The organism is Marinobacter sp. LV10R520-4 (genome assembly GCF_002563815.1).
GTDB lineage: Bacteria > Pseudomonadota > Gammaproteobacteria > Pseudomonadales > Oleiphilaceae > Marinobacter.
Genome location: NZ_PDJM01000001.1, coordinates 2,690,433 through 2,702,663, shown reverse-complemented (window position 1 = coordinate 2,702,663; position 12,231 = coordinate 2,690,433). Strand labels below are relative to the sequence as shown.

Here is a 12,231-nt window from a genome sequence, read left to right as displayed (position 1 = left end):
ATATTGATCATGGACAGGCACACCGGTTCCCCACCAAGAATTCTCGCCAACACAGAGTTCGTCAGCTGAGTGAGTAAGCCTGCGCTTCCGGTTAGTCTGTTAAAACAGTTCGCTATGGCTGCCAATTCTGGCAAGTTGCAGTACACCACCACTCACTTTATAAATCAGAACCAGGTCCGGTTTAACGTGGCAATCTCTGAGGCCTTACCAATTGCCGATAAGTGGGTGATCAACATGCTTGGCGTCCAGTGGCTGGTCGCGCTGCAGCATTGAAATAACACCCCCGACTTCTAAGACGTCCGGAATGGACCGCTTGGTAATATTTTTGAAGTCTTTTTTAAATTGCGCTGAATATTCAAGGCTGTACACGCGTGATGTTGCCGTCCGTAAGCTCCGTGAAAAGACTATCCAATGTCTCGGCGCGGTGCCCTTTCCCTTCCAGCAGTTCCTGCATGGCTCGGACGCTGGCTTCATTGGGCTGTGGCGCCTTCACTTCAAACGGTATTCCGCCGTGATTAATCACCGCTCGGGCGAACAGCTTGATCGCCTGAGAAGGACTGAGACCCACTTCACTGCAGATGTGTGAAAACAAAACCTTGGTCTCGTGGTCAATGCGGGTACTAAGCATCTCTGACTTCATAACGCCCCCTTTTGTCATGCATTGTAAAACATAGTAGCACAATCGCGAGATAACCGTGCACTCTTGACGTGTTTGGAACAGTTCGGACAATTCAGGGACAGGCACACCAGAAAAGCCGAGACGAGAAAAGCCGGGACAGATTTGAAATCTGTCCCGTAAGCGAAACGCGGAGTTCGGCGATCATAGCGGACAGACCGGGGACGGATTTGAAATCCGTCCCCTCGAGCGGAGTTTGCGGATTTGGGGACAGATTTGAAATCTGTCCCCCTATGTATCTGTGCCTTAAACCAAACCAGCACATCTTCATCGATGCGCAGAGTCACTGGCTGTTTAGCTGGCGCGACGAATTCTGCATTTCAAAAGAAATCATCGTCCAGCTCAAATTGCATCCCGTAACGCTACAAGATACACTTTCTTTATAATTATAGGATTTCGACACAAGGGGCTTGAGGCCTTTTACAAAACAGGGACAACCCAGGGCGTCCAGGCAGCGCATACTGCAAAGCTCCGGCGAATTCTTGCTTTATTGGACGTTGCCGCAGGTCCAGATGATCTCAATATACCTTCGTTCAAGCTGCACCAGTTGAAAGGCGATTTGAAGGGATATTGGTCACTTTGGGTAAATGGCAACTGGCGAGTGACTTTCCGTTTTATCGGCGTTGATGTCGAACTGGTCAATTATGTTGATTATCATTAAAGGAGATCACACCATGATGATGAACCCTCCGCACCCTGGCGAACTACTGCGAGAAGACGTGGTCTTGGAACTTGGCTTGTCAGTCACCGAAACCGCTGCCCGGCTTGGTATGTCTCGCGTTGCTCTGTCTCGCGTATTAAATGGCCGCGCCGCAATTAGCCCTGTTCTGGCTTTGCGCCTGGAAATGGCTGGCGTAAGTACTGCCCGCGCCTGGCTTGCCATGCAGGTGAACTATGACCTTGCCCAGGCCAAGCTACACGTTCAACCGCCGATTCGCGCACTCCAGCCAACCCAGGGTTAGTTTGGTGAAAATAATCAAGCAGCACTGGCGGACGAAAATGGGGACGGATTTGAAATCTGTCCCTCGAGCTGAGTTTGGGCGGATTTGGGGACGGATTTCAAATCCGTCCCCCTGTGTATCAGCGCTTTGCAGCCTGGCTCTCCATAGATTGTCTGAGTAATTTATTAATACGGCTCTGATACCCTTTCCCCTGTGCCTTGAACCAGACCAGCACATCTTCATCGATGCGCAGAGTCACTGGTAAGACTAGGGACAGGCACAGCTTAGCCTGACCTGATTGCCAAAAAGCCTGAGGGTTGGTTCAAGAGGGGATGTTTACAAATGAGCGCACAAATTATTGAACGCGAAGGAAAGCCGGAGTATGCCGTGCTGCCCTACCATGAATATCTAAGGCTATTGCACCTGGTAGAGGACGTGCAGGATGTCGCAGACGCCAAAGATTCGATGCGCGAGCTCGTCAGCGGTGAAGACGAAGCCATACCCGCCGAGATTGTTGGCCGCTTGGTTGTTGGAGATGACCATCCGCTGAAAGTCTGGCGGGAGTATCGTGGGCTCACTCAAGAAGTCTTGGGTAAGGCCGCGGGCGTCGGTAAGTCTTATATCAGCCAGATTGAAGCTGGCAGTAAAACGGGCTCTGCGAGGGTATTAATGGCGCTGGCGGAAGCACTGCAGGTAGATATAGACGATTTAATGGTGGGGTAAGCCAGTGCGTAGGCCTGGATTTGGAGTGTTCAGTGATCTTTGCATTGATCATGGACAGGCGCACCGTTTCCCGCGATGCCGACTTCGCAACCGAATCTGCAAGGCTAGATACAAAAACGGGGACAGATTTGAAATCTGTCCCCTCTCCATTTCGGGTAAGGAAGCGCGGCAAGCGTCTAGGCGACCGCAGCAACGATAGACTTTAGCTCTTGTAATGGCCCCGGGCTTTTCTTCACCAGTACATCGTCGTTAATCTTAATAATCACGCTTTTGATAAGATCTGTCGTGTGGCTAATGTGAGACGCTACTTTGAGTAGATTTAGTTCCTCGCTGACTCTCCGGCCCTTCAATGAAAGCCGCTTATCACCTTTTCCCTGAGCCAACTCGCTCTCCAGATTTGCTGAAAGTTCCGCAGCCGCTTCCGGATCTTTCGCCAGCTGGTGGATGTAGTATTTCATTAAGCTGGGGACAAAATCCGCCGTACCGCCCAGCTCACAAACAGCGAGACTTAGAATATCAATCAGATGCGCCGGTAACCGGCTCTCAACAGATCGCCGCTGGGCTTCAAGCTGCCGCCGCACTGCAGGTGTAGACTGATGGGGAAGCAGACATACCTGACCACACTCGTCGCACACTCCAGCCAAGACGTTCTTCACTGTTCCACTACCATCACTCAGTGGCACATCACGCAGCTTAAAAATGGCAGTTTGGAGCGATCCGCAATGCTCACAAATTGCTTTTTGCGAATCACCTACCTTAAAAATTTTCATTTGGTTACCTCAGTGATGCACGCTGATAAAAACACAATCGGGTTCAACGAAATACCACTTGATATACCAGTCTTTGCCCTTTCGCCGGGCGGTAATTACATGAACATCCACACTGCTGACAAGATGGTGCGGGCTGGACCTATACTGATTGCCACGGGCCTGCCCGATTACAGCTGCCACCTCATGCAACGTAACTTGTCCCGTTGCGAGCCGGTTCTTGATGTCGATGCTCGATCTTTGCTCGTGAGATACAGCGCCAGCTTCTAAACACGCCAGAACTTTGGCTTTTACATCCCTAAACCCCAAACCATACCTCCATTGTACGATAATTGGCGTACACTTCAACTGCCTATTTTCTGCTCACTAGTAAACGTGTCGTTATCTTCCGAGCCACTCCAGGCGTTGCAGTCGTTGCAGGATTAAGCCTGAAAAGCAGGTAAAAGACAAAGCCGGGACAGATTTGAAATCTGTCCCGTAAGCGAAACGCGGAGTTCGGCGATCATAGCGGACAGACCGGGGACGGATTTCAAATCCGTCCCCTCGAGCGGAGTTTGCGGATTTGGGGACAGATTTGAAATCTGTCCCCCTATGTATCTGTGCCTTAAACCAAACCAGCACATCTTCATCGATGCGCAGAGTCACTGGCTGTTTAGCTGGCGCGACGAATTCTGCATTCCGAAAGAAATCATCACCCAACTCAAATTGCATCCCGTAACGCTACAAGATACACTTTCTTTATAATTATAGGATTTCGACACAAGGGGCTCGAGGCCTTTTATAAAACTGGGACAATCCGGGGCATCCAAGCAGCGCGTACTGCAAAGCTCCGGCGAATTCTTGCTTTATTGGACGTTGCCGCAGGTCCAGATGATCTCAATATACCTTCGTTCAAGCTGCACCAGTTGAAAGGCGATTTGAAGGGATATTGGTCACTTTGGGTAAATGGCAACTGGCGAGTGACCTTCCGTTTTATCGGGGTTGATGTCGAACTGGTCAATTATGTTGATTATCACTAAAGGAGATCACACCATGATGACGAACCCTCCGCACCCTGGCGAACTACTGCGAGAGGACGTGGTCTCGGAACTTGGCTTGTCAGTCACCGAAACCGCCGCCAGGCTTGGCATGTCTCGCGTTGCCCTGTCTCGCGTATTAAATGGCCGCGCCGCAATTAGCCCTGTTCTGGCTTTACGCCTGGAAATGGCTGGCGTAAGTACTGCCCGCGCCTGGCTTGCCATGCAGGTGAACTATGACCTTGCCCAGGCCAAGCTACACGTTCAACCGCCGATTCGCGCACTGCAGCCAACCCAGGGTTAGTTTGGTGAAAATAATCAAGCAGCACTGGCGGACGAAAATGGGGACGGATTTGAAATCTGTCCCTCGAGCTGAGTTTGGGCGGATTTGGGGACGGATTTCAAATCCGTCCCCCTGTGTATCAGAGCTTTGCAGCCTGGCTCTCCATTCCTGCGCTAATCCAATCGCGACCCACCGTTCTTCCCCATACATTATTAATTGGAGGCGAGCATAACGCGTTCACCCTGTTTTCGGGCTCGTCAGACGGAGTGAAATGGGTGTTTCCTTTTATTTAATTTGTATCTATGTATCCGAATGGATACAGTCAGTCTATGAACATTATTCGCCAAAGCAAAACATTCAAAAGCTGGCTGAAGAAGCTGAAAGACCCGATGGGCGTTATCAGCATTGCGCGCCGAATTGAGCGGGCTGAAAATGGCAACTTTGGCGACACCAAAAGTGTTGGCGATTTTGTTAACGAGATGCGTATCCCGACCGGGCCAGGCTACCGGCTGTATTACATGCAGGATGGCGAAAGGGTGTATTTCTTACTGGTTGGTGGTGATAAGGCCAGCCAGAATAAAGATATAGAGCTGGCCAAGCGCATGGCGGCTGAGCTGCAGAAGTAAGAGGATTTGACTATGGCTATCAACCAAGAAGCGTACGAAAAACACGGTTTCACCCCTTTTGATATCACTGAGTTCCTTGATAACGATGAGGTTATCGCGGCTTACTTGTCTGAAGTCATCGAGGATGGCGATAACGATGAACTGCTGAGGGCTCTGGGGCATGTTGCCCGCGCCAGAGGTATGACTGAGATTGCTGGCGTTACCGGGCTGAGCAGAGAGAGCCTTTACAAAGCTCTGAAGCCGGGCGCGAGTCCGCGCTTTGACACCATAAACCGCGTTTTGCACGCCTTGGGCGTTCATTTGCAGGCGGTTCCCGCTGCTATTGGTAAGAATCGGTAGACGAACTGGATTCAGTAAGACTAGGGACAGGCACAGCTTAGCCTGATGGCGGGATAAGCCAGTGCGTAGGCCTGGATTTGGAATGTTCAGAGCCACTCCAAGTGTTGCAGTTGTTGCAGGGTTATAGTCGGACAGACAAAGCCGGGACAGATTTGAAATCTGTCCCGAGGGATATGCAGAGCTGGGCAACCAGAGCGGGGACGGATTTGAAATCCGTCCCCTTTTTTTACGCCCGCACAAACATCGTTTCAAACAACGCCGTTCGTCGCATCGTTTGTTTATCTGCTTCCTGAAACTCGGCCTGCTCCGGGTTTTGCTCTATCAACCCGAGTATTCGGTAAAGTTCCAGCATTCTGGCGTCTAACGCCCATTTCGCCTGCTGTTCCCCACTTAAGCGCTAGGCTGAGCAGCCAGTTGACCATGGACAAGCACACCGGTTCCTCGTCAAGGCAGGATTAAACCCGCTTCAGAGAAAACGTTGACTGTGATAACTTAATTCAACTTAGACAAGTGGGGCTTTCCAAAATGCAACTCGAAAAACTCGTTAATATGGTTAGCCGCTTGCCACCGGCAAGACAGCAAGAAGTGATGGATTTCGCCGCTTTTTTAGAGCAACGCTATGGTGAAAAAGATCAAGCGGCGGTGGCCGACTGGACAGAACAGGAGTTCAGGACTTTGAGTACAGAGCAGGCTATGCGTGGTATCGAAGATGAGCCAGAGCTTTATTCAGAGGAAGATGTCAAGGAGCACTGGCGGTGAAGACTGCAGGCGACGTCGCTTTAATGCCGTTCCCATTCACAAATCTGGAAAGCAGTAAAAAGAGACCGGTTTTGCTGCTGAGAAAACTGGATAACGCCCATGATGACTGGCTTGTCTGCATGATTTCTTCGCAGTTACGCCAATTAGACCCCGATTTGGACTGGATATTATCGGATTCAGATCCAGAGTTCACTGCTTCAGGCTTAAAGGCTTCTAGCGTGTTCCGGCTGTCAAGAATTGCGGTTTTAGACGGATCTCTGCTTATCGGCAAGCTTGGAGAGATACCCGAAAATCAGCTTAGCAGTCTGCGGCATCGCATTGCTGACTGGATCGCGGGGGCTTGAACAAACTGACAAAGCCGGGACAGATTTGAAATCTGTCCCGGGGGGTATGCAGAGCTGGGCAAACAGAGCCGGGACAGATTTGTAGAGCGGGGACGGATTTGAAATCCGTCCCCTTTTTTTACGCCCGCACAAACATCGTTTCAAACAACGCCGTTCGTCGCATCGTTTGTTTATCTGCTTCCTGAAACTCGGCCTGCTCCGGGTTTCGCTCTATCAGCCCGAGTATTCGGTAAAGTTCCAGCATTCTTGCGTCTAATGCCCAATTAGCCTGCTGTTCCCCACTTATGTAAGTGCTAGGCTCGGCGGACAACGGCAACTGCGGAAAGGTTCGAAGCATGTCAGCCAGGTATTCTTGCACCGGCCGCCACTGGTCACCTTTTTCTGACAGCAACCAGAAACAGAACGGAGCAACGTATTGAACCCCTTCCATGCCTTCACGGTTATCTATCCAGGCCCAGTTCAACTGTGACAGCGCTGTTGAGAAGATGTCCTGATAAAACGTCAGCCAGCCTTTTTTCGCCAAGCGGGTTTGCGCTGTTTTTTTCAGCAGCAGGTGACCTTTTTGCGTTTTTGTAAAGCCGGCAAGCTCCAGCAGCACGCGGGTAAGGATGACGGGCAGAACGTGTTCCTCTGAACGTATTTTACGAAACCTGCCCATGGGAAAAACAATCTCTTCGCCACCCGCTTGAATCATGGCTTGAACCTGTTTCAAAGGCAGGTTGCCGTTGCTGGTCAGGCGAATGCCTTTGCCTTCCAAAGCGGCCACCAGCACCTTGGCCATGCGGATTATCGGGGCGGTATCGAGCACCTGGTTCACGGCTTCTGCATTGAGCAGAGGTTTAAATACTGAGGGGCAATTTAAAGGATTTTGCAGTAATTCATGCATCTGGTTTGGGTTGATGCCGCAGAGATCGATGGCTGCCATCGGCGGTTCGTCATTCGCGTATTCGGCAAACAGGGCATGGCGTTCAAGCAGGTCTTCGTTGATCTGGTTCAGGTTCACATACTCGGGGTCAAACCACTCACCGCCACGCCATTCCCGCGCCGCAGCGTACTCGGGGCGCGTGGCATCTTCCATGGCTTCGAGAAAATCATAAAAGCCCGGTAGGCCGCCTACATTCTCTGGTGGGCACTGGCGTACAGCTTTTATGCACCGGGGCAAAGGCTCTTCTTGGTTGCCCGGCAGAATTTTTTCTAGCGTTACGTCATGCTCCCAACCGTCGCCAAAGTCGTATTCGTACATCAGCACCTGCCCTTCTCTGGCCAGCAGGCTGGAAACCGCTACAGCGGATTCGTCCTCAACGTTCAGCATGCTGTCTTCGTCTTCGGCCAGGTCGCCTAGCAGCCTGCCATCTTGGGCCTGGAATAAATGCAGGTGCGAAACCTGCCAGCCCATGGCCAGCTGGATGATGCGGTGGAGGTCTTGAAAGGTTGTGTCTGGTTCGATCAGCAATCGGCGCCAGATGGGTGGCTGGGCGCCGATGAGTGAGACTTTGATTTGGTATAGATTGTTACTTGTTTTCGTCATGAAACCTCCACAGTGATGGAAAGAGAGCCGGGACAGATTTAAAATCTGTCCCCTCGAGCGAAGTTTGGGCGGATTTGGGGACGGATTTGAAATCCGTCCCCCTATGTATCAGCGCTTTGCAGTCTGGCTTTTCATATATTGTCTGAGTAATTTATTAATACGGGTCTGATACCCTTTCCCCTGTGCCTTGAACCAGACCAGCACATCTTCATCGATGCGCAGAGTCACTGGCTGTTTTGCTGGAACGCGAAGTTCTGCATTCCGAAAGAAATCATCAACCAGCTCAAGCAGAAAGCGCTGGACAGGCACACCGGCTTCACTCAACGACAACGCTGAGTCAGTAATGATACCGGAGCTGAATGATAAGCAGAGCGTCATCCGTGACTTTGTAGACCATGCGATCTTCTTCATTGATTCGACGAGACCAGTAACCGACAAGACTGTGCTTTAGGGGTTCTGGTTTACCAATGCCTTCGAACGGTTCGCGTTTGGTTTCTTTAATCAACTTGTTGATTCGGGTGAGAGCTTTTTTGTCGGCTTTTTGCCAATACAGATAATCTTCCCAGGCGTTCTCGGAGAAGATGAGTTTCATTCAAAAAGTTCCTTTTCCTGCCCGCCGCCTTGCTCCAATTCGGCAACGGATTCCAACAAGCGGCGGGCATTCTTTGGCGAACGCAGAAGGTAGGCGGTCTCTTGCAGCGCTTCGTAGTCTTCAAGAGAGATCATTACCACGGATTGCGATTTACTCCGGGTGATAATGATTGGCGAGCGGTCTTCACAGACCTGATCCATGGTTTTCGCTAAATTGGTTCTGGCAGCCGTGTAACTGATTGCATCCATAATATTGCTCCTGTACAGGATGTTGTTATTGTACAGGATATAGTACGCACTGAAATTAAACAATCAGGGTACGAGCCGGCCGGGCGTTCTGGAGCACTAGTGAAGCCGGGGACAGATTTGGAAACCGGGGACAGATTTGAAATCTGTCCCCGGTTTCCAAATCTGTCCCCTTGAGCGAGGTTTTGGCAGATTGGGGACGAACAAGAAAGACCGGGGACGGATTTGAAATCCGTCCCCTTCCTCTGGGTCAGCGCGGCTCCAGGTAATCAATCATCAGCTGTAAGTTAGTCCTGCCACGGAAGGTATTGGCATCCGGCTTGTACACCACCCTCACACCCGTATGGGTATAGTCTGGCACTTCGGCGCCGGTGTTGAAGGCTATGCCGTCGATTATATTGCCGCCGTCGGTAGGCTGAAGCACCAGTTTCAGGTGGTTCTGGCCGACGATGCGCTGGCTGACTACTTTGAATTCGCCATCAAAAAGCGGTTCGGGGAAGTGTTGGCCCCAGGGGCCGGCGCGTTTTAGCAGGGCGGCGGTGTCAAGGTTGAGTTCGCTGGCACTTAGGGGGCCGTCGGTAGTGATGGCGGCTTCAAGGTCGCCGGCTGTTAGCTTGTCGCGTACGGCTTTGTCGAAGGCGTTGGAAAAGGCTTCCAGGTCACCGGCGGCCAGGGTCATGCCGGCGGCCATGGCGTGGCCGCCGTATTTTTTCAGCAGGCCGGGGTGGCGGGCGTCGACGACGGCCAGGGCATCGCGGATGTGCAGGCCGGGGATGGAGCGGGCGGAGCCTTTTATGTCTTTGCCGTTTTCATCGGATGCAAACGCCACGGTTGGGCGGTTGGTTTGTTCGCGTATACGGGCGGCCAGTATGCCGATGACGCCTTGGTGCCAGTCCGGATCAAACAGCGCCAGGCCCCAGGGTAAGCCTTCCAAATCGAGCGACATAGACGCCAGCAAATCCTGGGCCTGGACTTTCATATCTTTTTCGATGGTGCGGCGTTCGCGGTTGAAGGTGTCCAGCTCTTGCGCCAAACGGCGGGCTTCGTCCGGGCTTGACGCCAGCAGGCAGGCGATGCCCACGCTCATGTCGTCCAGGCGGCCGGCGGCGTTCAGGCGCGGGCCCACTACGAAGCCTAAATCGCTGCTGCTGATAGCGGTATGGTCACGGCCCGCCACTTCCAGCAGCGCCAGTATACCGGGGCGGGTTTCACCCTGGCGTATGCGGCGCAGGCCCTGTTCGACAAATATGCGGTTGTTGTGGTCTAGCGGCACTACGTCGGCCACGGTGCCCAGGGCTACCAGGTCCAGCAAGGTGCCCAGATTGGGTTCGGGGTTTGGCAACCGGCCAAGTTCGCGCAGGTGTTTGCGCAGGGCGGTTAGCACGTAGAACATCACGCCTACGCCGGCGGCGTTTTTGCTGAGGAACTCACAGCCTGGCTGGTTGGGGTTCACAATGGCGTTGGCCTGGGGCAGTTCGTCGCCCGCCAGGTGGTGGTCGGTTACGACCACCAGCATGCCCAGTTCGCGGGCGGCGCGTACGCCTTCCACGGCGGCTATGCCGTTATCCACGGTGACGATTAAATCTGGCAGCGGGCCGTCTTCTTGCAAGCGGTAAATAATGCCGGGGGTTAGCCCGTAACCGTCAGAAAACCGGCTTGGTACTTTAAAATCCACCTGCTTTAAGCCCAGCATGCCCAGGCCCAATAGGGCGACGGCGGTGCTGGTGGCGCCGTCGGCGTCAAAATCCCCGAGTATCAGCACCCGCTGCTGTTTTTCAATGGCTTCGGCAAGCAATTCTACGGCACGGTCTATGCCCCGTAATTGCAGCGGCGATGCCAGATGGCGCAGGGTGTAGCTGAGTTGGTCGTCTGACGTTACACCGCGGGCGGCGTACAAACGGCGTAATATGGGCGGCAAATCTTGCCCCCAGCCGGGCACGTTGGCTGGCTGGGGGCGCCGCAGGATTTTTTTGGGGGTCATGCCGCTCAGGTGTTTTTCCAATGCTTGGCAATAAAGGCCTGAACGTCGGCAATATTGTTGTCCAGCACGGTGTATTTCTCTTCCCGCTCGAACAGGTCGGCCAGGTGCGCCGGCAGTTCGGGCCTGGCGCTTACGCCGGATTCGGCCACCGCATCGGGGAATTTCGCCGGGTGGGCCGTGCCCAAGGTAATCATCGGTATGCTGGCATCGCGGCGGCAGTTGCGGGCGGCGCGCACGCCAATGGCGGTGTGCGGGTCTAGCAGATACGCGTTCTGCTGGAACACGTCGCGGATGGTGTCGCAGGTGTCTTGGTCGCCTACAGCACTGCTGTCAAACAGGCTGCGGGCCTGTTTCCAACGGAAGTCGTCGATGCTGACAGGGCCTTTGGAAGCGTCTTCCAGCAGGGTTTTCACGGCGTGGCCGTCGCGGCCGTGCAGATCAAACAACAGGCGCTCGAAGTTGCTGGACACCATAATATCCATACTGGGCGAAAGGGTATGCTCCAAATGCTGTTGTTCGTATTTGTTGCCGCTCATAAAGCGATGCAGTATGTCGTTGCGGTTGGTTGCAATCACCAGCTGGGAAATGGGCAGGCCCATTTTTCGCGCCAAGTAACCGGCAAAGATATCACCAAAGTTGCCGGTGGGCACCGAGAACGCCATGCTGCGGTCCGGCCCACCCAAGGCTAAGGACGCATGAAAGTAGTACACAATCTGGGCCATAATGCGCGCCCAGTTGATGGAGTTCACCGCCGCCAGCTGGGTTTTACCACCCAGGAATGACTGGTCGCCAAAGCTGGCTTTCACCATGCGCTGGCAATCATCAAAATTGCCTTTCACGGCAATGTTGTAAATATTGTCGCCTTGCACCGTGGTCATCTGCCGGCGCTGTACTTCAGACACGCGCTGGTAAGGGTGCAGTATAAAGATATCCACGTGCTCGCAGCGGCGGCAGCCTTCGATGGCGGCCGAACCGGTGTCGCCAGAGGTAGCACCCATAATCACCACGTGCTGCTTACGCCGTTCCAGCACGTAATCCAGCAGGCGGCCCAGCAGTTGCAGTGCGAAATCCTTGAACGCCAAAGTCGGCCCGTGGAACAGTTCCAGCACCCATTCGTTGCTGTCGATCTGTACCAGCGGGGCGATGGCCTTGTGGGCGAATGCGCCGTAGGTGTCGTCCAGCATGGTGCGGAAATCGTCGGCGGGAATGTCGCCTTCCACAAACGGGTACATGACGTTAAACGCCAGTTCGCTGTAGCTTAGGCCACGCCAGCTGCGAATTTCTTCCAGGTTGAACTGGGGCAGGCTTTCAGGCACGTACAAACCGCCGTCTGGCGCCAGGCCGGTTAATAGAACGTCTTCAAAACCCAGTGCGGGCGCTTCACCCCGCGTGCTGATGTATCTCACGTGCG

Annotated in this window: 18 protein-coding genes and 1 pseudogene; 9 read left to right on the top strand and 10 right to left on the bottom strand. The window is 53.3% G+C overall.

The window, feature by feature from the left end:
* Nucleotides 1-99: 99 nt before the first annotated feature.
* Nucleotides 100-369, bottom strand: a pseudogene (locus ATG98_RS13160) (type II toxin-antitoxin system YafQ family toxin).
* On the bottom strand, nt 356-640 hold the full coding sequence (locus ATG98_RS13155) for a type II toxin-antitoxin system RelB/DinJ family antitoxin (RefSeq protein ID WP_098423407.1): 285 nt from the start codon (nt 638-640) through the stop codon (nt 356-358). The pseudogene ATG98_RS13160 and the gene ATG98_RS13155 overlap by 14 nt, the downstream one beginning before the upstream one ends.
* 418 nt (nt 641-1,058) lie before the next feature.
* On the opposite strand from ATG98_RS13155, the gene ATG98_RS13150 reads away from it, so the two are divergent.
* Nucleotides 1,059-1,337 carry a type II toxin-antitoxin system RelE/ParE family toxin gene (locus ATG98_RS13150; protein WP_098423406.1) on the top strand — a complete coding sequence of 93 codons (279 nt, stop codon included), beginning with the start codon at nt 1,059-1,061 and terminating at the stop codon, nt 1,335-1,337.
* Between the two features lie 13 nt (nt 1,338-1,350).
* Nucleotides 1,351-1,638, top strand: a complete 288-nt coding sequence (locus ATG98_RS13145; RefSeq protein ID WP_098421483.1) for a HigA family addiction module antitoxin — start codon at nt 1,351-1,353, stop codon at nt 1,636-1,638.
* Nucleotides 1,639-1,756: 118 nt separating this feature from the next.
* On the opposite strand, the gene ATG98_RS13140 is transcribed toward ATG98_RS13145, so the two are convergent.
* Nucleotides 1,757-1,876, bottom strand: a complete 120-nt coding sequence (locus tag ATG98_RS13140; RefSeq protein WP_228706133.1) for a BrnA antitoxin family protein — start codon at nt 1,874-1,876, stop codon at nt 1,757-1,759.
* Between the two features lie 83 nt (nt 1,877-1,959).
* Between ATG98_RS13140 and ATG98_RS13135 the strand changes: the two genes are divergently transcribed.
* Nucleotides 1,960-2,340 (top strand): helix-turn-helix domain-containing protein, encoded by a 381-nt coding sequence (locus ATG98_RS13135; protein WP_098423405.1) that lies wholly within the window; start codon nt 1,960-1,962, stop codon nt 2,338-2,340.
* Between the two features lie 176 nt (nt 2,341-2,516).
* On the opposite strand, the gene ATG98_RS13130 is transcribed toward ATG98_RS13135, so the two are convergent.
* Entirely contained in the window at nt 2,517-3,110 is a 594-nt protein-coding gene (locus tag ATG98_RS13130; RefSeq protein ID WP_098421480.1) for a hypothetical protein, read from the bottom strand.
* Between the two features lie 737 nt (nt 3,111-3,847).
* Between ATG98_RS13130 and ATG98_RS13115 the strand changes: the two genes are divergently transcribed.
* The 6 genes from ATG98_RS13115 to ATG98_RS13090 all read left to right on the top strand — a co-directional run bounded on the left by ATG98_RS13115 (nt 3,848) and on the right by ATG98_RS13090 (nt 6,474).
* Nucleotides 3,848-4,126 carry a type II toxin-antitoxin system RelE/ParE family toxin gene (locus tag ATG98_RS13115; protein WP_098423404.1) on the top strand — a complete coding sequence of 93 codons (279 nt, stop codon included), beginning with the start codon at nt 3,848-3,850 and terminating at the stop codon, nt 4,124-4,126.
* 13 nt (nt 4,127-4,139) lie between these two features.
* Nucleotides 4,140-4,427 carry a HigA family addiction module antitoxin gene (locus tag ATG98_RS13110; RefSeq protein ID WP_098423403.1) on the top strand — a complete coding sequence of 96 codons (288 nt, stop codon included), beginning with the start codon at nt 4,140-4,142 and terminating at the stop codon, nt 4,425-4,427.
* Between the two features lie 308 nt (nt 4,428-4,735).
* Entirely contained in the window at nt 4,736-5,032 is a 297-nt protein-coding gene (locus ATG98_RS13105) for a type II toxin-antitoxin system RelE/ParE family toxin (protein WP_098421476.1), read from the top strand.
* Between the two features lie 12 nt (nt 5,033-5,044).
* Nucleotides 5,045-5,371, top strand: a complete 327-nt coding sequence (locus ATG98_RS13100) for an addiction module antidote protein (protein ID WP_098421475.1) — start codon at nt 5,045-5,047, stop codon at nt 5,369-5,371.
* 525 nt (nt 5,372-5,896) lie between these two features.
* On the top strand, nt 5,897-6,130 hold the full coding sequence (locus tag ATG98_RS13095; RefSeq protein WP_098421474.1) for a DUF2281 domain-containing protein: 234 nt from the start codon (nt 5,897-5,899) through the stop codon (nt 6,128-6,130).
* On the top strand, nt 6,127-6,474 hold the full coding sequence (locus tag ATG98_RS13090; RefSeq protein ID WP_098421473.1) for a type II toxin-antitoxin system PemK/MazF family toxin: 348 nt from the start codon (nt 6,127-6,129) through the stop codon (nt 6,472-6,474). Before ATG98_RS13095 ends, ATG98_RS13090 begins: the two co-directional genes overlap by 4 nt.
* A 118-nt stretch (nt 6,475-6,592) precedes the next feature.
* On the opposite strand, the gene ATG98_RS13085 is transcribed toward ATG98_RS13090, so the two are convergent.
* From ATG98_RS13085 to thrC, 6 genes are all read right to left on the bottom strand, one after another.
* Nucleotides 6,593-8,002 carry a plasmid pRiA4b ORF-3 family protein gene (locus ATG98_RS13085; protein WP_098423402.1) on the bottom strand — a complete coding sequence of 470 codons (1,410 nt, stop codon included), beginning with the start codon at nt 8,000-8,002 and terminating at the stop codon, nt 6,593-6,595.
* Between the two features lie 108 nt (nt 8,003-8,110).
* Complete coding sequence (locus tag ATG98_RS13080; protein WP_228706132.1) at nt 8,111-8,326, bottom strand: BrnA antitoxin family protein; 216 nt, start codon at nt 8,324-8,326, stop codon at nt 8,111-8,113.
* Nucleotides 8,327-8,339: 13 nt separating this feature from the next.
* Nucleotides 8,340-8,594, bottom strand: a complete 255-nt coding sequence (locus ATG98_RS13075) for a Txe/YoeB family addiction module toxin (RefSeq protein ID WP_098421470.1) — start codon at nt 8,592-8,594, stop codon at nt 8,340-8,342.
* Complete coding sequence (locus tag ATG98_RS13070) at nt 8,591-8,842, bottom strand: type II toxin-antitoxin system Phd/YefM family antitoxin (RefSeq protein ID WP_098423401.1); 252 nt, start codon at nt 8,840-8,842, stop codon at nt 8,591-8,593. Before ATG98_RS13070 ends, ATG98_RS13075 begins: the two co-directional genes overlap by 4 nt.
* Nucleotides 8,843-9,089: 247 nt before the next feature.
* On the bottom strand, nt 9,090-10,820 hold the full coding sequence (gene recJ / locus ATG98_RS13065) for a single-stranded-DNA-specific exonuclease RecJ (protein ID WP_098424445.1): 1,731 nt from the start codon (nt 10,818-10,820) through the stop codon (nt 9,090-9,092).
* A gap of 5 nt (nt 10,821-10,825) precedes the next feature.
* Nucleotides 10,826-12,226: a threonine synthase gene (gene thrC, locus ATG98_RS13060; RefSeq protein WP_098423400.1), complete on the bottom strand. Its 1,401-nt coding sequence runs from the start codon at nt 12,224-12,226 to the stop codon at nt 10,826-10,828.
* Between the last annotated feature and the right edge of the window lie 5 nt (nt 12,227-12,231).